The 25,215-nt window shown below is 66.2% G+C and carries 25 protein-coding genes; 17 read left to right on the forward strand and 8 right to left on the reverse strand.

What is annotated here, in order from left to right; genetic code table 11:
- Window positions 1-6 precede the first annotated feature (6 nt).
- The 3 genes from aspS (at window position 7) to clsB (ending at window position 4,150) form a co-directional block, all read left to right on the forward strand.
- Window positions 7-1,794, forward strand: coding sequence for an aspartate--tRNA ligase (gene aspS / locus N5C88_RS12020; RefSeq protein ID WP_059374057.1), 1,788 nt, complete (start codon window positions 7-9; stop codon window positions 1,792-1,794).
- Between the two features lie 281 nt (window positions 1,795-2,075).
- The gene (locus tag N5C88_RS12025) at window positions 2,076-2,942 is read left to right on the forward strand and encodes an endonuclease/exonuclease/phosphatase family protein (RefSeq protein WP_059374058.1); all 867 of its coding nucleotides are present in this window, start codon (window positions 2,076-2,078) and stop codon (window positions 2,940-2,942) included.
- Window positions 2,939-4,150, forward strand: coding sequence for a cardiolipin synthase ClsB (gene clsB / locus N5C88_RS12030; RefSeq protein ID WP_059374059.1), 1,212 nt, complete (start codon window positions 2,939-2,941; stop codon window positions 4,148-4,150). The genes N5C88_RS12025 and clsB overlap by 4 nt, the downstream gene beginning before the upstream one ends.
- A gap of 10 nt (window positions 4,151-4,160) precedes the next feature.
- Here the strand turns inward: clsB and N5C88_RS12035 are convergent, their stop codons facing one another.
- The 4 genes from N5C88_RS12035 to N5C88_RS12050 all read right to left on the reverse strand — a co-directional run bounded on the left by N5C88_RS12035 (window position 4,161) and on the right by N5C88_RS12050 (window position 8,409).
- Window positions 4,161-5,030 (reverse strand): DMT family transporter, encoded by an 870-nt coding sequence (locus tag N5C88_RS12035; RefSeq protein WP_059374060.1) that lies wholly within the window; start codon window positions 5,028-5,030, stop codon window positions 4,161-4,163.
- A gap of 19 nt (window positions 5,031-5,049) precedes the next feature.
- Complete coding sequence (locus tag N5C88_RS12040) at window positions 5,050-6,402, reverse strand: MFS transporter (protein WP_059374165.1); 1,353 nt, start codon at window positions 6,400-6,402, stop codon at window positions 5,050-5,052.
- A gap of 96 nt (window positions 6,403-6,498) precedes the next feature.
- Window positions 6,499-7,068, reverse strand: coding sequence for a carbon monoxide dehydrogenase subunit G (locus N5C88_RS12045; RefSeq protein ID WP_059374061.1), 570 nt, complete (start codon window positions 7,066-7,068; stop codon window positions 6,499-6,501).
- Between the two features lie 90 nt (window positions 7,069-7,158).
- Window positions 7,159-8,409 carry an O-antigen ligase family protein gene (locus tag N5C88_RS12050; RefSeq protein ID WP_280015361.1) on the reverse strand — a complete coding sequence of 417 codons (1,251 nt, stop codon included), beginning with the start codon at window positions 8,407-8,409 and terminating at the stop codon, window positions 7,159-7,161.
- A gap of 709 nt (window positions 8,410-9,118) precedes the next feature.
- Here N5C88_RS12050 and N5C88_RS12055 point away from each other — a divergent pair.
- The 3 genes from N5C88_RS12055 to N5C88_RS12065 all read left to right on the forward strand — a co-directional run bounded on the left by N5C88_RS12055 (window position 9,119) and on the right by N5C88_RS12065 (window position 12,724).
- Window positions 9,119-10,222 (forward strand): glycosyltransferase, encoded by a 1,104-nt coding sequence (locus N5C88_RS12055; RefSeq protein WP_280015362.1) that lies wholly within the window; start codon window positions 9,119-9,121, stop codon window positions 10,220-10,222.
- A gap of 170 nt (window positions 10,223-10,392) precedes the next feature.
- Entirely contained in the window at window positions 10,393-11,433 is a 1,041-nt protein-coding gene (gene waaC / locus N5C88_RS12060) for a lipopolysaccharide heptosyltransferase I (RefSeq protein WP_118933516.1), read from the forward strand.
- 1 nt (window position 11,434) lies between these two features.
- On the forward strand, window positions 11,435-12,724 hold the full coding sequence (locus N5C88_RS12065; RefSeq protein WP_280015363.1) for a 3-deoxy-D-manno-octulosonic acid transferase: 1,290 nt from the start codon (window positions 11,435-11,437) through the stop codon (window positions 12,722-12,724).
- Window positions 12,725-12,760: 36 nt separating this feature from the next.
- On the opposite strand, the gene N5C88_RS12070 is transcribed toward N5C88_RS12065, so the two are convergent.
- The 3 genes from N5C88_RS12070 to N5C88_RS12080 are packed head-to-tail and all read right to left on the reverse strand — an operon-like array spanning window position 12,761 to window position 14,602.
- Entirely contained in the window at window positions 12,761-12,934 is a 174-nt protein-coding gene (locus tag N5C88_RS12070; RefSeq protein WP_165867898.1) for a hypothetical protein, read from the reverse strand.
- Between the two features lie 16 nt (window positions 12,935-12,950).
- A complete protein-coding gene (locus N5C88_RS12075) occupies window positions 12,951-13,757 on the reverse strand; it encodes a type III pantothenate kinase (RefSeq protein WP_118933514.1) in 807 nt (268 codons plus the stop codon).
- A complete protein-coding gene (locus N5C88_RS12080; protein WP_280015364.1) occupies window positions 13,754-14,602 on the reverse strand; it encodes a biotin--[acetyl-CoA-carboxylase] ligase in 849 nt (282 codons plus the stop codon). The genes N5C88_RS12075 and N5C88_RS12080 overlap by 4 nt, the downstream gene beginning before the upstream one ends.
- Before the next feature lie 93 nt (window positions 14,603-14,695).
- Here N5C88_RS12080 and N5C88_RS12085 point away from each other — a divergent pair, with 93 nt between their 5' ends.
- From N5C88_RS12085 to N5C88_RS12130, 10 genes are all read left to right on the forward strand, one after another.
- Window positions 14,696-15,829: an ABC transporter permease gene (locus tag N5C88_RS12085; RefSeq protein WP_059374082.1), complete on the forward strand. Its 1,134-nt coding sequence runs from the start codon at window positions 14,696-14,698 to the stop codon at window positions 15,827-15,829.
- Entirely contained in the window at window positions 15,829-16,668 is an 840-nt protein-coding gene (locus N5C88_RS12090; protein ID WP_088154656.1) for an ATP-binding cassette domain-containing protein, read from the forward strand. The genes N5C88_RS12085 and N5C88_RS12090 overlap by 1 nt, the downstream gene beginning before the upstream one ends.
- Window positions 16,655-17,611, forward strand: a complete 957-nt coding sequence (locus N5C88_RS12095; protein ID WP_059374086.1) for an MlaD family protein — start codon at window positions 16,655-16,657, stop codon at window positions 17,609-17,611. Before N5C88_RS12090 ends, N5C88_RS12095 begins: the two co-directional genes overlap by 14 nt.
- Window positions 17,611-18,210, forward strand: a complete 600-nt coding sequence (locus tag N5C88_RS12100; RefSeq protein ID WP_280015386.1) for an ABC-type transport auxiliary lipoprotein family protein — start codon at window positions 17,611-17,613, stop codon at window positions 18,208-18,210. The genes N5C88_RS12095 and N5C88_RS12100 overlap by 1 nt, the downstream gene beginning before the upstream one ends.
- A 33-nt stretch (window positions 18,211-18,243) precedes the next feature.
- Window positions 18,244-18,897, forward strand: coding sequence for an alpha/beta family hydrolase (locus N5C88_RS12105; protein ID WP_059374087.1), 654 nt, complete (start codon window positions 18,244-18,246; stop codon window positions 18,895-18,897).
- 164 nt (window positions 18,898-19,061) lie between these two features.
- Entirely contained in the window at window positions 19,062-20,327 is a 1,266-nt protein-coding gene (locus N5C88_RS12110; RefSeq protein ID WP_118933510.1) for a D-alanyl-D-alanine carboxypeptidase family protein, read from the forward strand.
- A gap of 129 nt (window positions 20,328-20,456) precedes the next feature.
- Entirely contained in the window at window positions 20,457-21,323 is an 867-nt protein-coding gene (locus N5C88_RS12115) for a D-amino acid aminotransferase (RefSeq protein ID WP_059374090.1), read from the forward strand.
- 162 nt (window positions 21,324-21,485) lie between these two features.
- A complete protein-coding gene (locus tag N5C88_RS12120; protein ID WP_054457066.1) occupies window positions 21,486-21,761 on the forward strand; it encodes a YbeD family protein in 276 nt (91 codons plus the stop codon).
- Between the two features lie 18 nt (window positions 21,762-21,779).
- Complete coding sequence (gene lipB, locus N5C88_RS12125; protein WP_059374092.1) at window positions 21,780-22,418, forward strand: lipoyl(octanoyl) transferase LipB; 639 nt, start codon at window positions 21,780-21,782, stop codon at window positions 22,416-22,418.
- The gene (locus tag N5C88_RS12130; protein WP_059374094.1) at window positions 22,415-23,134 is read left to right on the forward strand and encodes a tetratricopeptide repeat protein; all 720 of its coding nucleotides are present in this window, start codon (window positions 22,415-22,417) and stop codon (window positions 23,132-23,134) included. Before lipB ends, N5C88_RS12130 begins: the two co-directional genes overlap by 4 nt.
- Window positions 23,135-23,195: 61 nt before the next feature.
- Here the strand turns inward: N5C88_RS12130 and N5C88_RS12135 are convergent, their stop codons facing one another.
- Complete coding sequence (locus N5C88_RS12135; protein WP_280015365.1) at window positions 23,196-24,002, reverse strand: substrate-binding domain-containing protein; 807 nt, start codon at window positions 24,000-24,002, stop codon at window positions 23,196-23,198.
- Between the two features lie 171 nt (window positions 24,003-24,173).
- On the opposite strand from N5C88_RS12135, the gene lipA reads away from it, so the two are divergent.
- Window positions 24,174-25,178, forward strand: coding sequence for a lipoyl synthase (lipA, locus tag N5C88_RS12140; RefSeq protein WP_118933508.1), 1,005 nt, complete (start codon window positions 24,174-24,176; stop codon window positions 25,176-25,178).
- Window positions 25,179-25,215 lie beyond the last annotated feature (37 nt).

The following is a 25,215-nucleotide window of genomic DNA, read 5'->3' on the forward strand; positions in this document are numbered from 1 at the left end:
CCCCGCATGCGTACCTGCTACACCGGCCAGGTTTGCCGTGACCATCTCGGCCAGACCGTCACCCTGTACGGCTGGGTGAACCGCCGCCGCGACCACGGCGGGGTCATCTTCATCGACCTGCGCGACCGCGCGGGCCTGGCGCAGATCGTGTTCGATCCGGACAACGCCGCCTTCGCCACCGCGGAGCGCCTGCGCAACGAATTCTGCATCCGCGTCACCGGCCTGGTGCGCGAGCGTCCGGCGGGTACCGCCAACGCCGAGCTGGCTTCGGGTGAAATCGAAGTGCTCTGCAAGGAAGTCGAGATCCTGAACGCGTCGGTCACGCCGCCGTTCCAGCTGGACGACGACAACCTCTCGGAAACGACGCGCCTCACGCACCGCGTGCTGGACCTGCGCCGTCCGCAGATGCAGCGCAACCTGATGCTGCGCTACCGCGTCTCCATCGAAGTGCGCAAGTTCCTGGACCAGCTGGGCTTCATCGACATCGAAACCCCGATGCTGACCAAGAGCACGCCCGAAGGCGCGCGCGACTACCTGGTGCCTTCGCGCGTCAACGCCGGCCACTTCTTCGCGCTGCCGCAATCGCCGCAGCTGTTCAAGCAGATGCTGATGGTGTCCGGTTTCGACCGCTACTACCAGATCACCAAGTGCTTCCGCGACGAAGACCTGCGCGCCGACCGCCAGCCCGAATTCACCCAGATCGACTGCGAAACCTCGTTCCTGAACGAGTTCGAGATCCGTGAAATCTTCGAAAACATGATCCGCCACGTGTTCAAGGTGGTGCAGGACGTCGATCTGCCGACGCCATTCCCGATCATGACCTGGACCGAAGCCATGCGCCGCTACGGCTCGGACAAGCCGGACCTGCGCGTGAACCTCGAATTCACCGACATGACCGACGTCATGCGCGACGTGGACTTCAAGGTGTTCGCCGCCGCCGCCACGGCGCCCGGCAGCCGCGTGGTCGCCTTGCGCGTGCCCGGCGGCGCCGAGATGTCGCGCAGCGAGATCGACGGCTACACCCAGTTCGTCGGCATCTACGGCGCCAAGGGCCTGGCCTACATCAAGGTCAACGAAGTGGCCAAGGGCCGCGACGGCCTGCAATCGCCCATCGTCAAGAACCTGCATGACGCTGCCCTGGCCGAACTGGTCAAGCGCACCGGCGCGCAGGATGGCGACATCATTTTCTTCGGCGCTGACCGTGAAAAGGTCGTCAACGACGCCATCGGCGCGCTGCGCGTGAAGATTGGCCACAGCGAATTCGGCAAGAAGACCGGCCTGTCCACCGCCGGCTGGAAGCCGCTGTGGGTCGTCGACTTCCCGATGTTCGAATACGACGAGGAAGACGGCCGCTACACCGCCGCCCATCACCCCTTCACCAGCCCGAAGGATGGCCACGAGGACTTCCTGGAATCCGATCCCAGCAAGGCTTTCGCCAAGGCCTACGACATGGTGCTGAACGGTTGGGAAATCGGCGGCGGCTCGGTCCGTATCCACCGCGAGGAAGTGCAGAGCAAGGTGTTCCGCGCACTCAAGATCGGCGCCGAGGAAGCCCGCGAGAAGTTCGGCTTCCTGCTGGACGCGCTGCAATACGGCGCGCCTCCGCACGGCGGCATCGCCTTCGGCCTGGACCGCATCGTCACGATGATGACCGGCGCCGAATCGATCCGCGACGTGATCGCTTTCCCGAAGACCCAGCGCGCCCAGTGTCTGCTGACGCAAGCGCCGTCCGAGGTCGACGAGAAGCAGCTGCGCGAACTGCACATCCGTCTGCGCAACGTAGAAGGGAAGTGACCCCCCCCCGAAGTGCCGTAGGCGCTTCCCCCCCAGGGGGGCGCCGCTACGGACCGGCGGAGCCCGGATCCGTGCGGCCCCGATTGTGGGGCGCTGTTTGCTAGCAGCGCTCCTGCCTCGAATGAGCAGGAGCCGTTGCTTGCATGGACCGGGTGCTCGCCGCGACGGTGGGAACGGTCTTCTGAATTGGAGTAATCTGGCAAACGCCGCCTGATCTGGCGGTGCTGGCCGGGCTTTTTTTGCGGCCGGCGGTTTCCCAGTTTTGAAAGGCGCCATTCTCCATGTCGCTCATCCGCGTCGTCAGCTACAACATACACAAGGGCCGCTCGGCATTGGGCCGTCGCGACTCCCTGAACGAATTGCGTCTGGGCCTTTATGGCCTGCGTCCGGATCTGGTCTTCCTGCAGGAAGTCCAGGGCCGCAATGAGCAGAAATCCCTGCTCGACGCCCAGCACGAATCGCTTGCCGCCGCCTTGCGGCTGGATGTGGCCTACGGCCGCAATGCCATCCGCAGCGAGACGGACCATGGCAATGCGCTGTTGTCGCGTTTCCCCATCCTCGAGCACGAAAACCAGGACATCTCCGACCATCGGCTGGAGCAGCGCGGGCTGTTGCATGCGCGCATCGAGCTCGACGGGCGCGCGGTGCATTGTTTCGTGGTGCATCTGGGCCTGTTCGCAGGCAGCCGCAGCCGCCAGATCCTGGCGCTGACCGAGCGCATCCGCCGCATGGTGCCGGATGGCGAACCCATCCTGATCGCGGGCGATTTCAATGACTGGGGCGATCGCCTGGCGCCCCTGTTCGTGCAGCAGCTGGGCCTGTACGAAGTGTTCTCGCATGCCCCGCGCAGCCATGGCGGCGAATTGCCGCGCCTGCGCGACTCCGTGAAGCGCCTGAGCAATGCGCTACGCGGGCTGCCCAATAGCGGCGTATCCGTCATGGAACGCACCAATCAGCTCGGCATGGATGGCAATTCACGCCTGCTGCTGCCGCCGCCGCGCACCTTCCCCGCGGTGTTTCCCTGGTTCCGCCTGGATCGCATCTACCAGCGCGGCTTTGCCGTGCGCAGTGCCCGCGTGCTGCGCGGCCGCGAATGGGCCAGGCTTTCCGATCATTCTCCCTTGCTGGCCGAGCTGGAACTGCCGTGAGGGCAGAGCAGTCCAAGCTGGACTGGACGCTGGGCAACGACATCCAGTTGCTCCAGAACGGTTCCGACTTCTTTCCCGCGCTGTGCGCGGCCATCGACGCCGCCCAGGTCAGCGTGCACCTGGAAACCTACATCTTCACGCCGGACCGCACCGGCTCCCAGGTGCTGGACTGCCTGGAGGCGGCTGTCCGGCGCGGGGTCAAGGTGCGCGTCGTGCTCGACGGCTTCGGCAGCGCCGAGTTCGTCGACCCCGTGCGCACGCGGCTGACCAATGCCGGCGCGCAATGCCGCATCTTCCGCCCCGAGCCGCGCTGGTTCGCGCGCTATATCCCGTCGCGCAGCCGCCTGCGGCGCCTGCATCGCAAGGTCACTGTGGTGGATGGACGTGTCGCCTTCATCGGCGGCATCAACATCCTGGATGACTACGACGACCGGGATCCGACAGACGGACTCACCGGCCCCCGCTTCGATTTTGCGGTGCAGGTGCAGGGGCCGCTGGTAACCGAAGCCGCCTATGCCCAGGAACTGCTATGGGTGCGGCTGAACTGGGCGCGCCTGCGCCGCCATCCGCGCGACTGGAACCGCATGCGGCTGCTCAAGCCGCGCCACGCCTCCGTCGCACCCTGTGGCAACCTGCGCGCGGCGCTGGTGCTGCGCGACAACCTGCGCTTTCGCCAGACCTTCGAGCGCGCCTACCTGTACGGCATCGCGCATGCGCGCCGCGACATCCTGATCGCCAACGCCTATTTCTTTCCCGGCCGCCAGTTCCGGCGCGCACTGGCCAAGGCCGCCGCGCGCGGGGTGCGCGTGCGCCTCTTGCTGCAGGGCAAGGTCGAGTACCGCATGCAATACCATGCCACGCGCTCGCTGTACGACCAGTTGCTGCGCGATGGCATCGAGATCTACGAATACATGCCGAGCTACCTGCACGCCAAGGTAGCGGTCATCGACAACGTGGCGACGGTGGGCTCGTCCAACCTGGATCCCTTCAGCCTGTTGCTGGCGCGCGAAGCCAACGTGGTGGTGGACGACCAGCCCTTCTCCTGGGACCTGCAGGAACGGTTGGAGACGGCCATCCGGGAAGGCGGGCGCTTCATCCGGCCGCTCGAGTACCAGCGCCGCGGATGGTTGCGGCGCTGGGTCGACGCGGTGTCCTATACGTTGCTGCGTATCGGGGTGGCGCTGACGGGAACCTCGGACAAGTACTGAGCGCGGGCGCTCAGGCGCGCCGCTTCAGCAGTCCCAGCGCCAGCGCGGTGCCGACCAGGATGATGGCCGCGCCTGCGGCGATCGACGGCGTGATGCTCTCGTCCAGGAGCCACGACCCCCACAGCACGCCGAAGATCGGCACCAGGAACGTGACGCTCACGGCGCCGGTGGGGCCGACATTGGCGATCAGGCGGAAGAAAATGATGTACGCCGCGCCCGTGCACACCACCGCCAGCAGGATGGTGGCGATCCAGGCCTGCATGGACGCGGGCGATTCGGGCCAGTGGGTAAGCGCCAGGGGCAGCAGCACCAGCGTCGCGCCTATCATGCTGCCGGTGGCGTTGGCCAGGGCATCTACGCCGGTCAGGAAGCGCTTGGTCCAGTTGGCGGCGATGCCGTAGAACACCGGCGCGGACACTGCCGCCAGGACCGCCGGCCCCGTGCCGCCGTCGCTGAAATTCAGCTTGTCCCACACCAGCACCACGATGCCGACTACGCCTATCATCAGCCCCAGGCAGCGGGTCCAGGGCAGCTTGTCCTTGAGCCACAGCCAGCCGATGACCGCGCCCCACACTGGCGTCACGGCATTGGCCACCGACAGGAAGCCGGCGCCCAGCGATTGGGCGGCATAGGCAAACAACAGGAAAGGCACGGCCGCGTTCAGCACGCCCACCATCAACAAGGCTTTCCAGTGCCGGGCGATGACTGGCAGCTTGCCGCGCCACAGCGCGGCGGGCAGCAGGACTAGCGCGGCCAGGCCCACGCGCAGCTCGATCAGCGCGATCGGCCCGAATTCCGGGACCGCCAGGCGCATGAACAGAAAGGAGCCGCCCCAGACTGCGGCCAGGAGCAGCAGATCCAGCAAGTTGCGTTGACGCATTTTCAGTCCCGCGAGGGGCTCATTTGCGGTTTGTAGCCAGGTTCTTCATCTTGACCCGGTAGGCCAGCAAGGCGCAGGTCAGCGACAGGACAATACACAGCACCAGGCCCGCGCGCACTCCGTTTAGTACCGTGCTGTGGGAAATGATGATGCCGACGACAGCCGTCCCCAGCGCGCTGCCTATCGCGCGCGTGGTCTGCACCAGGGCCGATGCCACGCCCACGTCGCGCCGTTCGCTCAGCATCTGCATGAACAGGGTCAGATTCGGCAGCAGAAAGCCCAGCGCGCAGCCGTTGACGAAGAAGGCGGCCAGGATCCACCAGGCCGAGGTTCCGGGCGAGATCAACAGCACCATCAGCGAACCCGCCGCCAACAGACAGCCGCCGAACACCATCAGGCGCTGCGGTTCGGTCTGCTTGGGAAACAGGCGGCCGTTGATGATGCTGCCCACCGAAATCGCGGCAACCAGCGGCGTCAGCAGCAGCCCGGCTTCGCTGGGCGTGTAGTTCAGCACCTGCTGCAACAGCAACGGGCTGTAGAAGATCAGCACGAACATGACCGCACCCACCATCATCGCCGCCAGGTTCAGCAGGCGTGATTCGGCTCCGCCCAGCACGCGCAGCGGGAAAATGGGGGAACTCACGCGCCGTTCCGTCGGGATCAGGATGGCAATGGCCGCCACGCCCACCACGGCCAGGGCCAGTCCCAGCATGGGGTGGGCGTGGTCGCCGCTGGCAAACGCCAATTCCAGCGCGGCCAGCGGCGCGCCCACCGCCAGCACCAGCAGGATGGCGCCCAGCCAGTCGATCTTGCGGCTGCCGTCGTGGATCGGTCGGATGCGGGGGAAATAGCGGGCCAGCAGGAAGAAGGCGCCCGCGGCCGCGATCGGCGCGATGAAGAAGGCCGCGCGCCAGCCCAGCGCCTGCGTCGCCGCCCCGCCCAGGACCGGGCCGATGCCGCTGGCCATGGCGAACGCCGCTGACACCAGCGCCATCCAGCGCACCCGCTGCTTGGCATCGGGGAACAGGTCAGCCGGCGCGGCGAACGCGGTCGCGATCATCATCCCGCCGCCTATGCCCTGCAGCGACCGGAAAATGATCAGTTGGGTCATGGTTTGCGACAGGCCACAGGCGATGGAACCCAGCGCCACGATCAGCACCGACAGCAACATCAGGGGCTTGCGGCCGAACATGTCGCCCAGCCGCCCGAAAATCAGGATGGACGCCGCGGTGGCCAGCAAATAGCCCGTTCCCACCCAGGCGTACAGCGCCATGCCGTTCAGCGCCTCGGCCACGCGCGGCAGCGTGGTGCTGATGATGGTGGAATCCAGCGCGGCCAGCACTACTGTCGCCGAAACCCCCGCCATGCCCATCAGCAGGTCGCGTCGTGTATGGGCGGGGGTGGTGGGGGGCGGAGATTCGGGCGGCGGCGTCATGCCGCAGAGCATATCACCCGCGCGTCAGGGATTTCACTTATAGAAGGCGTGATAACCCCAGAAGACCGCGATGACCAGCACCACCATGATCCACGACCAACGCGAATTGGACAGCCCGCGCGGCTCCGGCTCGGGGGGAGGGGGCGGCGGTGCCAGGCGAGGCTGGACGGCCATGTAGTCGATGAAGGCGGCGAAGAACTTTTCGATGATCTTCTCGCCAGCCTTCAGCACCACCCCTTCGCCGTATTCGGCCAGCTTGCCCCCCGTCATCCCGGCGACCGTGTAGGCCACCCGAGTGCCCTGGTCCTTGGTGCTGAGGTTGATCTGGGCGGTGCCGATGGCCAGACAGGCCGCGCGGCCCTTGCCTTCGAACACCAGGGTGCAACTGTCAGGCGCATTGACGTCCGAGAGCAGGATCTCGCCGTCATAGTCCGTGTCCAGGCCGGCAATCTTGGCCCGGAGCGTGACCGCATATTCCGTGTCGCTGCGCTTGTCGACAGCGATGCATCCGGGGATACATCGCTGTAAAACGGCCGGATCCGTCAGAGCGTCCCAAGTCTGGTGCTGGGTTGAAGGAATCCACTGGGCATCTGCAATGCGCATGGCTGTCTCCTTGGGAGAGTCACAGCCCTATTGTGGTCCTAGTTGCGCATTTTGACTATGGTCGCGGTGGGCGCAGGCGTTCGACTTTTCTTATTGGGTGTACGAATTTCGCTTTTTGTCGCTCAAGACCAGCAGCCATGCCAGCAACGTCACATATAGCGAGATATTGTGCATCGAGCGGAACATGAGCTCCGTCAGACCAAAAATCGCGAACCCCAATGTAAGAGCGGTCCCCATGGCGGCAGCGACGCGAACCGGCTCGGGATTTGTTGCGGTCATTCTGCGCAAGAAGATGCCGGCAGGAACAAAATACAGCAGCGCCAGCGCCAAGCCGCCCAGCAGCCCATAGCTGGCCAGCATTTGCAGCATGTCATTGTGGGGCTCGCCGAAGTCTTGCGCGACAAAGGGCGAAACGACTCCCGTGGCGACTCGCGCCTCAAGTTCTGGAACGAATCTGGCGGTACCCCCCAGGCCGAAGATGGGCTCCGCTTCGATCATTTCGCTCGTGGCCCGCCACAGCTGCAGCCGGATACAGACGGAGGTGTCCGCTGTGGCGTTGGCGCCTTGGCATGCTTGAAATTCGTTGATGCCTTGCTCAACGCGGGTGCGCAGGGCTTGATTGGTAGATCCGATGGCAACGAGGATAGCCACACCTGCGACCAACAGGCCGAACGCGCGGAAAGGATGCCGCAGATGGCCGAACAACCACATCGCAACGAACAAGAACAGGGGGATCGCCATCCAGCCGGTGCGCGTCTGGGTGAGCACGAAGCCCGCGAAAACGACGATGACGGTCAGTGCTTTGACTGACTTTTCAAGTCGCGGGTGCTTTGTCAGTTGCCATCCCATGCTGCAAAAGGTGATGAAGAGCCAGAGCAGCATCAGATTGCTGTAGGTGACCGCGTTGTACTGGGGCGTATTGGGACGATTCCAGGCGGGAAAGACCAGCCAGAAAACGATACAGGCCGAAACCCAGCCGGCAACCAATATGCCCCAGGACGCATTCCGGAGCGTCGCCGGGTTGATGCTAAGCAGCGCGCCCAGGATGATGGGGAAGCCAAGGCTGATGCGCAGACCTCGTTCCAGGGAAGGGCCGTGGGTGATGCCATGCGCATATTGACTGAGTCCAATTGCACAGAAAGAGACGAGCAGGGCCGCGATGACCCACGTGTAGTCTTTTAGGTCGCGCCAGGTCGCCTGCCATCCTCCTTCCCGGGTGAAGCACCGAACCAGGCACAGGGAAAAAATTAGGTAGAACAGCGCGCTACCGCCGCCGACCGTCATGGTGGCGATAGGCAAGACCCCGAGCAGGGTGACAAGGAGGGAAGGCAGAATGGCCATGGCTGGAGGCGAAGATAGGGGTACCAGAGGCCGAACGCCGGCGTAGGGGCGTTCACCACTAATCGATTTCTATAATTACGGGTGAGGATTCGATAAATTAAATCGAACGCAAAAAAGGGATGCACAACGGGACATTGTATCGTCGTATCCCTGTCACCCGCAGTTCGTGCGCCTTGCTGTGCTGCTGGGCCCAGATCGAGGCCCTATGTCGGGTCGAAAGATCGTGGGGCGCCCGTGGGCACCTCGACGCGCGCTGTCGAAGCGGGAGGGCGGCAAGTCGATGCCGGCGTCTGGGCTGCGGGGAGGGGACGTGACCTATGCACTCAGATCGACGGTAAGGTTCGCCGTTTCCATCAGTCGGAGCTCATCGAGAACGTACGACGCATCCTGAAAGGCTGTGACGCAGGCACGCTATTCAGGAGTTTGCGACAGATTCGCCCGTACAGCAGGGTCCATAGGCAGCATGCTTGTGAGAATATGTCCAGTTGCTCGAATGAATGCCCGGATCCCTTCCAGGTCCAGGCGGCCCACGCATCAAGTCGTATCGAAGATGTGCGAGTTTGGCTACTGGCAGAATTCAGGTGGAGGTCTCTTTATATTATTTTGCAAACCCTGGTTCCATTCTTTTCCAGAACGACCCAATTCGTTTGCATGTTTTATCTCCGTCTGACGCTACAATCGTGCCAGCTCCCTTCTGGTTACCTTCTCAATGCTGTACGTCCTTGTAGCGTTCTTGGTTTCGCTCATATCAACTTTGTTGATTGTGCGCTACCGCTCTTGGCATGATGGCCTAACGGCTGATCATGATGTCGAGGGCGTGCAGAAGTATCATTCGGTTCCCGTTCCCCGAATCGGCGGATTGTCGCTGCTAATGGCCAGCGGCGTCACATGCGCCCTGGTCGCAATCCGTGAGCCAGAAGTGCTGCCGGACCTGGTGGTACTGCTTGGGGCCTCCATGCCCGCCTTCCTGGGCGGATTTGTCGAAGATCTTACCAAACACGTCAGGGTTTTGGTTCGGCTTGGTTTGGCGATGCTGTCTGGGGTAATCGCTTATTATTTTTTGGGCGCGGCGATAACCCGGTTGGATATTATTGGGGTTGATTGGTTATTGCAGTTCTCGGTGGTGTCGCTTATTTTCACTGCTGTGGCTATCGGTGGTGCCGCCAACGCGATAAATATAATTGACGGATATAACGGTTTGGCGGCGGTGGTGTCGGCAATGATACTGGCCGGGTTTGCCTACGTCTCTTTTTATCTAGGCGACCGTTTCTTGTTGATCGTGGCGTTGAGCACGCTGGGAGGCATTGTGGGATTCCTGGTATGGAATTACCCGCATGGCCACATATTTCTCGGAGACGGCGGAGCCTATTTTCTGGGCTTTATCATCGGTGAATTGTCAGTGCTGATGCTGGCACGGCATCCGGAAGTTTCAGCCTGGTTTCCGCTGCTGCTGTGTATCTACCCCGTGTTTGAGACCTTGTTTTCCATCTATCGCAAGAAGTGGTTGCGTGGTCGTTCGCCGGGAGCACCGGATGGCGTCCACTTGCATATGTTGATCTACAAGCGGCTGGTGCGCTGGGCGATCGGCTCCCGGGAAATGCGCCACCAGACACAGCGCAACGCCATGACCTCTCCCTATTTGTGGCTGCTGTCGTCGCTTGCCGTGATACCCGCCGTATTGTTTTGGCAGGAGCCCTATCTGCTGATGTTCTTTACGGCGGTGTTCTCGACGACATATGTGGTGCTTTACCGTCGGCTGGTCTTGTTTCGCATGCCCAAATGGATGATCTTGAAAAAAAAGAAGGGGCACTGACTTGGCCGCAGCAAGCGTAGCTGCGCGGCTGTTTTAGCGCTGGACGCGATCCAGCGCGCGGGGCTGGGATCGATCGCGGGAATGCTCAATGTTGTTGTAAAGTTCGGGCTGCGTTGAGCGGCGTCGGCCACCATCAGGCCGAAGGTCGCGCCAAGCACGAATCTTTGCACATGCCTACAAGAATCCTCATCGTCCGCACCTCATCCCTAGGTGATCTCGTGCACATGCTGCCGGCAATATCCGACATTGCCCGCCATGTGCCCGATGCCCAGATCGACTGGATCGCGGAAGAAGCCTTTGCCGACATTCCTGCCTGGCATCCGGCGGTCAATCAGGTCATCAAGGTTGCTCATCGCCGTTGGCGCAAAGCCTGGTGGTCGGCGGAAGTGCGGGCGGAGCGCAAGGCGCTGAAGGAGCGGCTGCGCTCGGTGCAGTACGACATTGTCCTGGACATGCAGGCGCTCTTGAAATCCGCCTGGCTGGTGCGCCAGACCCGCGGCGTGCGGCATGGGCTGGACTGGCGTTCGGCGCGCGAGCCGCTGGCTTCGCTGTTCTACAACGTGCGGCATCGGGTGGAGTTCTGGCAGCCGGCGGTGATCCGCCAGCGCAAGCTGGCCGCCCTGACGTTCGGCTACCAATACGCCGGCGCGCCCGATTTCGGCTTGCAGGCTTTTGCGCGCCAGGCGACGCAGCCTGCGGCGGACCCGGTGCTGGAAGTCGGCAGCGAGGGTCTGAACGTCGGCGAACTGCCGCGCTTGCACCACCTGGATACGGACCGCGGCTATGCCGTGATCATGCCGTCGGCCAGCCGCGACGACAAGCTCTGGCCGGAAGAGGACTGGCGCGTCGTGTTCCGTCGTCTGCGGGACGCAGGCTGCACCCTGAAACTGCTGGCGGGGAATGAGCAGGAGGCCGAACGGGCCCGGTTGCTGATTGCCGGCATGGATGGTGCCGAGGTGATGCCCCGCATGGACCTGACCGCGGTGGCGCGTTTGCTGGCTGGGTCCCGCCTGATGGTGGGGCTGGACAGCGGCCTGACCCATTTGTCGGCCGCGTTGGGCCGGCCCACCATCGGCATTTACCGTGCTTCCACCCCGGTGCGCACGCCGCTGGTCGGTTCCAGCTACACCGCCAGCCTGGGCGACCGCGGGGCTTCGCCGTCGCGCGAAGCCGTGATGGCGGCGGTGGAGCAGGCTTTGGCCGCACAGTGACATGAACCGCGGCGTCTACTCGCTGGCGCTCAGGGCTCTGTCACCGCTGGTCTGGCTCTGGATGGGCCACCGCGCCCGGCGCGCGGGCGGGCAATGGGAAATCTTCTCTTCTGAACGCTTCGGCCATGTCGGGCCCGCCGCTGCCACGTCCTGGACCGCTCCGGTCTGGGTGCACGCGGTCAGCCTGGGCGAGACGCGCGCCGCGCAGCCTCTGCTGCAAGCCTTGCTGGACCGCGGCCTGCCGGTGCTGCTTACGCACATGACAGCCACCGGCCGCGCCGAGGGCGCGCGCCAGTACGCGGAAGCGATTGCCTGCGGCCAGTTGCGCCAGGCCTGGCTGCCTTATGATTTTCCCGGCGCGACCCGCCGTTTCATGGCGGCGTATCGGCCGCGCTGCGGCCTGCTCATCGAACGCGAGATCTGGCCGAACCTGCTGGCGGCCGCGCGTGGCGCGGGCGTGCCCATGGCGCTGGTCAGCGCCCGCTTTTCGGCGTCGTCGCTGCGCCAGGCGGGCAGGATGGGCGGCGTGATGCGCGAAGCGCTGGGCGGACTGGACTCGGTGCTGGCGCAGACCGCCGAGGACGCGGACCGGCTGGTGCAGGCCGGGGCGCCGCAGCCCGTCGTGACGGGCAATCTGAAATTCGATCTGGTCCTGCCGGCGGCGCAGGTTGCCGCGGGGCAGGCTTGGCGCGAACAGCTGGGCCGGCATGTGGTGGCGGTGGCCAGCACGCGCGAGGGCGAGGACAGCGGCTTCATCGAGGCCATCAAACGCCATGCGGCTGCGCCTGGTGCGCCCCTGTTCTTGTTGATTCCGCGCCATCCGCAGCGCTTTGACGAGGCCGCGCGCCTATTGTCGGATGCAGGGTTGCCGTACGTCCGGCGCTCCGAAGGCGTGGCGCCGGGGCCGGGCACGGCCGTGCTGCTCGGCGACACGTTGGGCGAGATGGCGTTCCACTACGCCGCGTCGGATGTCGCGATCGTGGCGGGCAGCTTTGCGCCGCTGGGCGGGCAAAATCTGATCGAGGCCTGCGCGGCGGGCGTGCCGGTCATCGTCGGCCCGCACACCTTCAATTTCAAGCAGGCGGCGGAAGACGCCATCGCGGCGGGCGCCGTGCTGCGCGCGGCCGACGCCGGCCAGGCGGTGGAGGCGGCGATGGCGCTGCTGGCGGACGAACCGCGCCGCCAGCGCACGGCTGAGGCGGCGCTGGCATGGTTCCGCATGCATTCGGGAGCCACGGGGCGCACGCTGGACGCGCTGGCACCCTGGCTGGAGGCAGGAAAGGCGGGCTAGCGCCCGCGCTCACCGGCGCGTGCGCCGGATGGGGCTTCAGGGGGCGGCAGGCGCGGTCTTGGGAACCAGGGTCACCGCGCCCGGATTCAGTTCCTGGTTGAAGCGGCGCGGATCGCGGCCTTCGTCCTCGGGGCGCACGCCCAGCCAGCCCTGGCCCAACGCATAAACCCCCAGATTCGCCAGCAGGATGAGGATGAAGAGCACGCGCATGGCCGGGGTCTCCCGTTCAGGCTTGGTCGTCCAGGGTGGCGCGGGCGACCGCGGCCAGGCCGTCCAGGACGGGGTGATCCAGATAGATGGGTACGGGGGCCGCACCTTCGGTGCCGCCCGCGTCCGCCAGCAGGCGTTCGATTTCCTGGTGCACTTCGGGCCAGCCGCCGCCCGCCGCGTAGATCTGCGGCGTCTGGCCGTAACGCTGGCGTCCGGCCAGCCATTGGCGCACGACGGCGCCGGCCTGCGCGGCGGCGATGCCGGAGGCGATGGCCTCGTGCGTGTCCGTGGGATAGGCCACGACCTGGCCGTTGGCGATGGGTAGGTTGGCTGTGCCGTGGGCCAGCGCGCTGCGCATCATGGCCGGACCCGGCAGGATCAGGCCGCCGGCAAAGACGTTGTCGGGGCCGACGGTGTCGATGGTGGTGGCGGTGCCAAAGCTGGCCAGCACGAAGGGCGGGTGTGCCCCCGGCAGGCGCGACAGCACGCCCAGCAGCGAGGCCCAGCGGTCGGCGCCCAGCTGCGTGGGCGTCTTGTAGCTGTTGATCAGCCCCAGCGTGGTTGCCTGTGACGGCGACCAGGTCACCGCGCAGCCATGTTTTTGCAGGATGGCGGCGATGGCCGCGCCGCGCGCCTCGCCGGCAACGTTCACACCCAGCGCGCGCAGGGGACGGCGCGGCAGGGCGGCCAGCCAGCGGTCCAGGGCGTCCAGGTCCAGGCCGTCGAAGGCGACCGCCGCGGGTTCGCGCGGCGCGTCGGAGTTGCCGGCGTCCAGCCAACCCACCTTGAGACGGCTGTTGCCGGAGTCGATGAGAATAATCATGCTTGGCGTCGAATCGAGATTTCACCGACCAGGATCGGCTGAGTGCCCTTGGGGGTTTGCACCAGCAGGCGGCCTTGTTCGTCCACGCCGCAGGCGGTTCCGCCTAGAAGAATAGCGCCCTTGTCCAGCACGTTGACCTTGCGGCCGGCCAAAGCGTCCACTTGGTCGAAACGTGGCTTGAAGGCGCCAAAGCCCTCGCGCTCCAGCGTCCGCACCGCTTCCAGCCAGGCCATGGCGCTGGCGCAGACCAGGTCGGCGGCGGAGGCCTGGCGGGCGGCGGCTGCCTGCACCTGGCTCCAGTCGGCGACTTCGCGTTCCAGCGCGAGCGACAGCCGGGCGGCGTCGGTCAGGTTCACGCCCATGCCGATGACGACCGTATGGCCGGCCTCGCTGCCGCCGGGGTTGCGGGTGGTCTCGACCAGTACGCCTGCCAGCTTGGCGTCGTGCCACTGCACGTCGTTGGGCCATTTCATGCACAACCCGGCGGCTTGCGGGCCGGCGACGGTGCGCAGAGCTTCGCAGGCGGCGATGCCGGCCAGCGGCGACAGGGCGGGCAGTTGCGCGGGCGGCAGGTGCACGTCGAAGGCACAGGAGAACATCAGCGTGGAGCCCGTGCGGTTCTGCCACGGACGGCCGGCGCGGCCGCGGCCGGTTTCCTGCAGGTGCGTGCCCAGCAGCCAGGGTTTGCCGCCGCCGCCTGCGCGAGCGCGGGCCAGGAGGTCGGCATTGGTCGATCCGGTGCTGCCGGTCCAGGAGATGTCCTGGAAGGCGGGCAGGCGCGTGCTGAGCATGCGGGCCAAGGTTTCCGGCGCGGGCAGGTCGATGGGGCTGGCTTGAGCGGACATGGCGGCGATTGTAGGGCACGCGGCCTGCGCTCGCGGCCGGACGGCGCCAGCGTTTATGATTGGCGATACATTTTGCATCGGTATTCTGTCTTCATGCCGCATTCCGCTTCGTCCACACCTGCCGCCGCCGCGCCCTTCCGTTTCGAAGGAGGCGTGTGCCATGTGGCCGGCGACTGGAGCGTGCTGGCGCTGGCCGAGCCGGGCGAGGTCCAACGTCGCCGCGAGGCGCTGGCCTGCGCCACGGATGGCGGCGCGCGCTGGGACCTGCACGGCATCGGCCGGCTGGACACCATCGGCGCGCTGCTGATCTGGGAAGCCTGGGGCCACAAGCTGCCCGAGCGCGTGCGCTGGTCCGCCGGCCAGCAGGACGTGTTCAACGCGCTGGCCATGAACAAGGGCGAGACCCCGGCCGCCGCGCCCAAGCGCGATCCGTGGGGCTGGCTGAGAGCGGTGGGCGAGGCGATATTCCAGGCTATCGACAATGGCCGCGCCTTGCTCATCATGCTGGGGCAGCTGGTCCTGGACCTGGGCGGAATGCTGCTGCGGCCGCGGCTGGGGCCATGGCGCGAGATTTCGGCGCAGGTGTACCGCACCGGCGCGCAGGCGCTGGGTATCACGGCGCTGGTCGGCTTCCTGATCGGCGTGGTGCTGTCCTACCTGTCGGCGCAGCAGCTGCAGATGTTTGGCGCCGATCGTTTCATCGTGCGCCTGCTGGGCGTGTCCATCGTGCGCGAGCTGGGTCCGGTGCTGGCCGCCATCCTGGTGGCGGGCCGTTCGGGCTCGGCCATCACGGCGCAGATCGGCGTGATGCGGGTGACGCAGGAGTTGGACGCGATGCTGGTCATGGGCATTTCGCACGGGCAGCGGCTTATCCTGCCGCGGGTGGTGGCGCTGGCCATCACCATGCCGCTGCTGGTGCTGTGGACGGACGCCATGGCGCTGTTGGGCGGCATGCTCGCCGCGCAAATGCAGTTGGGCGTGTCGGCGCAATGGTTCCTGCAGTCGCTGCCGGACGCGATTTCGCTGACGAACTACTGGATCGGCATCCTCAAGGGCGTGACGTTCGGCATGCTGATCGCGCTGATCGCCTGCCATTTCGGCCTGCGCATCCAGCCCAACACGGAAAGCCTGGGGCGCGGCACCACCACCTCGGTGGTCACCTCGATTACCGGCGTGATCCTGCTGGATGCGCTGTATGCCGTGATCTTCAGCTCGGTGGGCATCTGATGAATAGCGCCGCCCAGCACAAGCTCTTCGCCGAGGACGGCGTTACGGTAGAACCCGTCATCACGGTGCGCGGGCTGCGCACGGCGTTTGGCGATCATGTGGTGCACGACAATCTGGACCTGACCGTCTTCCCGGGCGAGATCCTGGTACTGGTGGGAGGTTCGGGCACGGGCAAGACGGTGCTGCTGCGGCAGATCATCGGGCTGGACCGGCCAGCCGCGGGCACGGTGCGGGTGCTGGGCCATTCGTTGTTTGAACTGACGGCGGCTGAACGTCGGCGCCTGTCCTATCGCTGGGGCATGCTGTTCCAGGCGGGGGCGTTGTTCTCCGCGCTGTCGGTGTTCGACAATGTGGCTCTGCCGCTGCGCGAATTGCGCACGGTGCCGGAAGACCTGGTGCGCGACGTGGTCATGTGCCGGCTGGCGATGGTGGGCCTGTCGGCGCGCGACGCCGACAAGCGGCCGTCGGACCTGTCGGGCGGCATGGTCAAGCGCGTGGCGCTGGCGCGCGCGTTGTCGCTGGATCCGGAACTGCTGTTCCTGGACGAACCCACGGCCGGCCTGGACCCGCTGCGCTCCGACGAGTTCGTGGACCTGGTGCGCAGCCTGCACCGGCAATTGGGATTCACCGTCGTCATGGTGACGCACGACCTGGACACGCTGCTGGCGTTGGCCACGCGCGTCGCCGTGCTGGCGGACAAACGGGTGATCGTGTGCGACACGGTGCCGGAAGTACTGAAGGTCGATCACCCGTTCATTCACACATTCTTCCTGGGCGAGCGCGGTTTGCGGGCGCTGGGGGATCTGGCGCCGAAGGGATTGCATCATGGAAAACCGTAGTCATGCGCTCATGGCCGGCATCTTCACGCTGGCCTTGCTGGCCGCAGCCGCCTTGGTGGCCATCTGGATCGGACGCGACCGGACTCAGCTTCAGCCATACGAAATTATCTCCGCGACCGCCGTCAGCGGCCTGAATCCGCAGTCCACGGTGCGCTACCAGGGCGTACCGGTGGGCAAGGTGCAGTCGCTGGCCCTGAACCCGGACAAGCCCGGGCAGGTGCGCATCCGCATCGGCGTGGCGCCGAACACGCCGATTACCGAGTCCACCTGGGCCGAACTGGGCGTGCAGGGCGTGACCGGCATTTCCAATGTGGAGTTGCGCGACGACGGTTCCTCGATGAAGCGGCTGGCCTCGTCGGCGGCGAATCCGGCCGCGATTCCGCTGCGTCCGGGCTTTCTGGACCGCATCGAGCAGCGTGGTGGCAAGCTGATCTCCAACGTGGAGGAGGTCACCGAGCAGTTGCGGCGCGTGCTCAGCGAGCAGAACGTGCAGGCGCTCACCGCCACGCTGCAGAACGCCACCGACATCACCCAGTCGCTCAGGGGCGCCAGCCAGGATCTGGCGCCCACGCTGGCCAAGCTCGGTCCCCTCATTGATTCGCTGGACAAGACCTCGCGCCAGGCCGACCGCGCCGCGCGGGAAGTCGGCGACCTGGCTGCGCAGGCCCGCCAGTCGCTGGCGCGCCTGAACGCGCCCGACGGCCCCCTGTCCGCCGCCACCAGCAGCCTCAATGACATCGCCCTGGCCGCCGCGCGGCTGGATGGCGAGACCTTGCCCGCCATCACCAGCATGGCCACCAACGTCAGCGCGGCCGCGCGCGGCGCCACCGTTACCCTGCGCCGTGTGGACAACACGCCGCAATCGTTCCTGTTCGGCCCGGCGCCCCGCGAGCCCGGGCCCGGCGAGGCCGGCTTTGCAGGCTTCGGGAGATCGCCCAAATGATGAAGATGCGTAGCGCCGTTCTAATCCTGACGCTGGCCCTGGCCGGTTGCGGCATCGGCCGCGTGGCTGCCCCGCCTTCGGTGTTCGACCTGGGCCTGGACTCCCGGCCCACGCCGGTCTTGCCCGCGCGGGCGCCGCTTGCGCTGGTCTTCCAGGCCGTGCCCAGCCTGTCCGACACGGGGGTGATCTGGCGCGTGGGCGACAGCGCCGCGCCCAAGGCGTATGCCAGCTACCGCTGGGCCTCGCCGCCGGCGGACCTGGTGCGTCAGCGCCTCACGGAGCGCCTGTCGCGCCAGGGGCCGGTGCTGGACGAGCGCGTCACCCTGCAGACGCCGCAACTGCAGGTGTCGTTGTCCCAGTTCGAGCAGGTATTCGCCGCCGACGGCCAGTCCAGCGAAGGCCGCGTGCTGCTGCAGGCGGTCTTGCTCAGCGGCCGCAGCGTGGTGGGCCAGACGCGCATCGAGGCGCGCGCGCCCGCACCCACGCAGGACGCGCAGGGCGGGGTCGCGGCATTGCGCCAGGCGACGGACGATGCCGCGGATCAATTGGCGCAGTGGCTTGCCACGACGCTGAAGCCCGCCGCCAGGCCGGGCGGTTAAGATCGCTGTTTTTCCCGCATCCTGAGTCACGCCATGTCCGCACGTACTGAAACCCATGCCTTCAACGGAGCCGCCGGCCGCATCGATTGCGCCGTGGACTGGCCCGCGGGTACGCCGCGAGGCTGGGCGCTGGTCCTGCATCCGCACCCGCTGCAGGGCGGCGCGCGCGAGAACAAGGTGGTCACGACCCTGTCGCGCGCCTGCGTGCAGCATGGCCTGGTGGCGGTGCGGCCCAATTTCCGCGGCGTCGGGCAGTCCGAGGGCACCTTCGACAAATCCGTCGGCGAAACCCAGGACATGCTGGCGGTCGTGGCGCAGATGCGCGAACTGCATCCGGAATTGGCCCAGGCGCCGTGGGTGCTGGCCGGCTTTTCGTTCGGCACTGCCGTCGCGGCGCAGACCTATGCCGCACTCGCCGAACAGGGCGATACGGTACTGCCCTCCGCCCTGATGCTGATGGGCCCCGCCGTGAACCGTTTCCAATCGCACGAAGTGCAGGTGCCGGACGACACGCTGATGGTGCACGGCGAGGAAGACGAAGTCGTGCCGCTGTCCGAAGCCATGGACTGGGCGCGCCCGCGTTCCATCCCCGTGGTGGTGGTGCCGGGCGCATCGCACTTCTTCCACGGCAAACTGCTGGTGCTGCGGCAGCTGGTGCAGGCGCGGCTGAAGGTCGCGCTGGACTGATCCGATTTGAGGCAACGCGCCTGAATGCGGCCGCAGGTTGCATCAGGTTGCATGTTTTCGACTCGCGGGAACCCCGGGCGGGCCGGACGGGTCTGATCGACTGCCTATAATTGTCAGCCACTTGCCCCGCGCCGGCGGGCGTCATTACTGGACCCACGTTGCCGATGAAGAATTTGCCTTACTCCGCTCACTCCCCCGTTGTCTTTACCCGCCGCCTGCTGTCAGGCGCGGTGCTGTCAGCCATGCTGGCGGCTTCGATGCCGGTCTGGGCGCAGCAGGCTCCCGCCGCGGCACCCGCTGCAGCTGCCGGCGCCGCGGCCCCGGCGCCGAATGCTTCGGCGGTGGTGCCCGTGGGCGACGTCTCGGCCGTGCCGGCCCCCACGATCGCAGCCAAGGCCTGGATCGTGATGGACGTGAACAGCGGCCAGACCCTGGCCGCTTCCAACCCGGACATGAAGGTGGAACCGGCCTCGCTCACCAAGATCATGACGGCCTACGTCGTGTTCAACGCGCTGGACGAAAAGCGCCTGACGCTGGAGCAGACCGTGCCGGTGTCCGAGCGCGCCTGGCGCACGGGCGGTTCGCGCATGTTCATCGAACCGCGCAAGCCGGTCACTGTCGACGAGCTGAATCAGGGCATGATCGTGCAGTCCGGCAACGATGCCTCCGTGGCCCTGGCCGAGGCCGTGGGCGGCAGCGAGGCCTCGTTCGCTTCGCTGATGAATCAGGAAGCCGAACGCCTGGGCATGCGCAACACGCACTTCATGAACGCCACGGGCCTGCCGGATCCGCAGCACATGACGTCCACGCGCGATCTGGCGATCCTGTCTTCGCACCTGATCACCGACCACCCGGATCACTTCCACTACTACAAGCAGAAGAGCTACACCTACAACAAGATCACCCAGCCCAACCGCAACCGCCTGCTGTGGGCCGACCCGTCGGTGGACGGCATGAAGACCGGCCACACCGATTCGGCCGGTTACTGCCTGGTGTCGACCGCGGTGCGCGGCGACCGCCGCATCCTGGTGGTCGTGGTGGGCACGGACAGCGAAGCCACGCGCGCCGAGGAAAGCCTGAAGCTCCTGAACTGGAGCTTCCAGAACTTCGACACCGTGAAACTGTTCGACAAGAGCCAGCCCGGCATCGACGCGCGCGTCTGGGAAGGCACGGTTGAAAACGTCAAGCTGGGCCCGCCCAACCCCGTGTCGATCGCAGTGCCGCGTGGCAAGGCTGGCGATCTGAAGCCGGTGGCGCAGCGCACGGATCCGCTGATCGCCCCGCTGGCCAAGGGCCAGCAGGTCGGCACCCTGCAGTTCACGCTGGACGGCAAGGTGCTGCGCACCGAACCGCTGGTGGTGCAGGACGCGGTCGAACGCGCCGGCTTCTTCGGCCGCATGGTCGATACCGTCAAGCGCTGGTTCGAGTAATCCTGCCGCGCCGCGGGCGCTATCGCGGGTGTAAGCTAGCAACGGGCGTTTCGCATGAAACGCCCGTGCTCTATTCACGGGACGGACCGGACGGTTCGTCCCTCTCCATTTCATATTCAGGAGTGCCTCATGATTCCGGGCGTGCCGGGCGAAAGCCAGGTGTATCTCAACGGTGAGTTTCTGCGTGTGGACGAGGCCAAGGTCTCCGTCCTGGACCGCGGCTTCATTTTCGGCGACGGCATCTACGAAGTCGTCCCCGTGTACCAAGGCAATGCATTCCGCATGGCCGAACACCTCGACCGCCTGGACCGCAGCCTGGCTGCCTTGCGGATCGCGCAGCCCTTCGACCGCGCAGGCTGGATCGACCTGATCCAGCAGCTGCTGGCGCGCACCAACCTTGAAACCTGCATCGTCTATCTGCAGGTGACGCGTGGCGTGGCCAAGCGCGACCACCAGTTCCCCTCGACGCCCGTCGCGCCGACGGTCTTCGGCATGATCTCGGCCTGGGCACCGCCGCCTGCCGCGCAGCGCGAACGCGGCCTCGCCGCCATCAGCATCCCCGACGAACGCTGGCTGCATTGCGAGATCAAATCGGTGTCGTTGCTGGGCAACGTGCTGGCCAAGCAGCAGGCGGTCGATGCGCAGGTCGACGAAGTGGTGCAGTTCCGCGACGGCTACCTGACCGAAGGCTCGTCCACCAACATCTGGGTGGTTTCCGGCGGCAAGCTGCTGGCGCCGCCGAAGAACAACCTGATCCTGGAAGGCATCCGCTACGGCCTGATGGGCGAGCTGGCCGCCGAGGCCGGCATCCCGTTCGAGTCGCGCCCGATCTCGCGCCAAGAGGTGGAAGAGGCCGACGAGCTGATGCTGTCCTCGGCCACCAAGGAAGTGCTGGCCATCGTCTCGCTGGACGGCAAGCCGGTGGGCTCGGGCAAGCCCGGCCCCGTTTTTGCGCAATTGCGGGCGGGTTATGATGCCCGCATCGCCGCGCTCTGAGTCCGGCGTTACCGGGCGGCTCCTGCGGGGCCGCCCCGGCGGCCTTGCCGGCTGGCGGTTTGCCCCCATATAGACAGGATCTGGCCGCCTCGTGGCAGGCATCCTCGGGTGCAGTATCGAGCCGTGGCCGCGCCCTGTGGGGCAATACCTTATAGGCACATCATGCAACATATCCCGCCCGAAGACTCCCTCATCGAATATCCCAGCGACTTTCCCATCAAGGTCATGGGCAAGCAGCATCCCGAATTCGCGCAGACGCTGACCGAAGTCGTGTTGCAGTTCGATCCCGAGTTCGACGCCGCCACGGTGGAAATGCGGCCCAGCAAGGGCGGTAACTACATGGGCCTGACCTTCACGGTGCGCGCGACCTCGCGCGAGCAGCTGGACGCGCTCTACCGCGCCCTGCATGGCCATCCGATGGTGTCCATCGTCCTCTAGCGCAAGAGCGGGACAGCTGTGATCAAGTGGCTCGCGCGGCCGGCCGACTACCTGTCGGTCTGGCACGACATGCAGGCGTACACCAATCTGCGCGGCGCCGATACGCCTGACGAGATCTGGCTCTGCGAACACGCGCCGGTCTACACCTTGGGGCAGGCAGGCCTGCCCCAGCATGTGCTCAACCCCGGCAACATCCCCATCGTCCATTGCGACCGCGGCGGGCAGGTGACGTATCACGGGCCTGGCCAAGTCATGGCCTATGCGCTGTTCGATCTGCGCCGCGCCGACATCTACGTCAAGGAATACGTCAATTTGCTGGAAGGCGCGGTCATCGACACGCTGGCCCAGATGGGCGTGGCCGACGCCTGCCGCAAGCCCGGCGCGCCGGGCGTTTACGTGCCCGATCCGGACGGGGGCGAATTGGCCAAGATCGCCGCGCTGGGCATCAAGATCCGCAATGGCCGGGCCTATCACGGCGTGTCGCTGAACGTGCAGATGGACCTGGCGCCGTTCCTGGGCATCAATCCCTGCGGCTATGCGGGCCTGCGCACCGTGGACATGGCGGCCTGTGGCGTGCGCCGCGAGCCCACCGAGACCGGCGAGGCGTTGGCGCGCAACCTGGCGCAGGCCTGGGATCGCGCAAGGAACAAGACATGAAGACCTATACCGCGGCCGATGTAGCTGCAACCACGCCAGAAGAACTGGCCCGGCTGCGCGAACAGGGGCCGGCCGAGGACTACGCGGCATGGATCCGCGCGGCGGCCGAACTGGGGCTGATCGAAGCCCAGACCATCTACGGCCAGATGCTGCTGGACGGCACGGGCGTGGAGCGCGATCCGGAACAGGGGCTGACGTGGTTCAAGCGCGCCGCCCATGCCGATCACCCCATGGCCATCAACATGGTGGGCCGTTGCTACGAGAACGGCTGGGGCGTGCCGCAGGACGACACGGTCGCCGCCTACTGGTTCCGCCTGGCCGCGGACAAGGGGCTGGACTGGGGCATGTACAACTACGCCCACATGCTGCGCAGCGGCCGCGGCAGCGTGGCGCAGAATCCCGCGGCGGCGTTGGCGCTCTATCAAAAGGCGGCAGACGCCGGCCACGTGAAGTCCATCGGCGTCGTCGGCCGCTTTTACGAAGCCGGCGAGGTGGTCGAGCAGGACATGGAGCGCGCCTTCGGCTGCTACCAGCGCTGCGCCGAAGGCGGCGACTTCCGCGGCATGTTCCACCTGGGCCGGCTGCTGTTGCTGCGCGGACGGAAGCAGGATGCCGCGCAATGGCTGGTGCGCGTGCCTGAAACCGCCACGCCTGCGTTTCTGCGGGAAGCCAACATCATGCTGCAGGAAAGCGGTTTTCCGGCGCTATATGAGTAGATTCGTGTAGCGCGGCAGGGGCAGGGCAAGCGCGCTTGGCTCCCACCGCGTGCAACTCGTCCTACGTACTCAACCTTTCCTCAAAAGCCACTTCCACCGTAATCCTTTCGCCCGTGCCGCGTTCGCCGTCCAGGCGGTCCAGCAGCAACTGGCCGGTGCGCCGGCCCAGAATGGCGGCGTCGGCGCCCAGGGTGGTCAAGCCCTGCGCCCACTGCGCGGCGCTGCCGTCGTCCGAGTAGCCCAGCACCGCCAGGTCCTGCGGCACTTGCAGGTCGCGGTTGTGGGCTTCCGAGACCGAGGCCGCGGCCAGCAGGTCGGTCGTGCAGAACACCGCGTCGAAGATCGTGTTGGTGGTCAGCAGGCGCAGGAAGGCCATGCGGCCGTCGTTCATGTGCTGCACCTCGGGCTGCACGATGTCCGCCACCAGCTCCAGCCCAAGTGCGGCCGCGCTGCTGATGAAGCCTTCACGCCGGGCGCGTTCCCAGGGGGTGTCGGCGCTGACGCAGGCGACGCGCGCATGGCGCTTGGCGGCCAGGTGCCGCGCCGCCATACGGCCGGCTTCCGCGTTGTCGACCACCACGGCGCTGTCCAGTGGCTGGGCGGATGCGATCCAGGTTTCCACCGTGGGAACCTCCAGCGCCGCCACGGCGGCGCGCAGGGCCGGGTCGTCCAGCGGACCGATGACCAGCGCTGCGACGGGGCGCAGTTCGCCAAGCCGGGCCTGGGCCTCGCGCCAGGGGCCCGCTGCCAGGTAGTAGCCGGCGGACAGCAGCAATTCGGCGCAGGCCTGGATGGCGCGGGCCGCGGGCGCCCAGTCCAGTCGGGGCGCGATCAGGGCTATGGGGCGGGGCGGGGGCAGGGAAGACATGGGTAAAACCGGCGGATTCATCAGGCGTGACGATAACCCAGCCTGGCTCCGGCCGAGGAGGCCCGCCGCCTGGGGGGCGGGACCCCGCCCGGCGGATCTGGTCGGCGAAGGGTAAAATGCCGTTTTTGTCTCAGACCCGGCGCGCCCACGCGCCGGTCGTGAAGGTGCTCCATGTCCACGCTCGCCGAGTCTCCTGTCCCCTCGAACGAATCCGCCGCCGCGCCCGCGGAAGCGGTCTACGATCCGACGCAAAAGCAGAAATCGCAGGCCAAGACCGCGCGCATCCCCATCAAGATCGTTCCGGCCGAGCGCCTGAAGAAGCCTGAATGGATTCGCGTGAAGGCCGCCGCGCCCGGCTCGCGCTTCTACGACATCAAGCGCATCCTGCGCGAGCACAACCTGCACACGGTGTGCGAGGAAGCGTCCTGCCCGAACATCGGCGAATGCTTCGGCAAGGGCACGGCGACGTTCATGATCATGGGCGACAAGTGCACCCGCCGCTGCCCCTTCTGTGATGTGGGCCATGGCCGTCCGGATCCGCTGGACACCAACGAGCCCCTGAACCTGGCGCGCACCATCGCCGCGATGAAACTGTCCTATGTCGTGATCACCTCGGTGGACCGCGACGACCTGCGCGACGGCGGCGCCGGCCACTTCGTCGATTGCATCACGCACATCCGCGAACTGTCGCCCACCACCCGCATCGAGGTGCTGGTGCCCGACTTCCGCGGCCGCCTGGACCGCGCGCTGACCATCCTGAACGCCGGTCCTCCGGACGTCATGAACCACAACCTGGAAACCGTGCCGCGCCTGTACAAGCAGGCGCGTCCGGGCTCGGACTACATGCACTCGCTGAAGCTGCTGGCCGAGTTCAAGAAGCTGCACCCCGAAGTCCCCACCAAGTCCGGCCTGATGCTGGGCCTGGGCGAGACCGACGAGGAAATCCTGCAGGTGATGCGCGACATGCGCGAGCACAACGTGGATATGCTGACCATTGGCCAGTATCTGCAGCCGTCGGAGCACCATCTGCCGGTGCTGCGTTATGTGCACCCGGATACGTTTGCGATGTTCGAGCGCGAGGCTTATGCAATGGGCTTCTCGCATGCGGCGGTGGGGGCGATGGTGCGGTCTTCGTACCATGCGGATGAACAGGCGCATGCGGCTGGGGTGAATTGATCTGCCGGCATCAGAAGCGCCGTTGGTGGTTGGGTCT

Source organism: Achromobacter sp. GD03932, assembly GCF_029839485.1.
GTDB lineage: Bacteria > Pseudomonadota > Gammaproteobacteria > Burkholderiales > Burkholderiaceae_B > Achromobacter > Achromobacter bronchisepticus_A.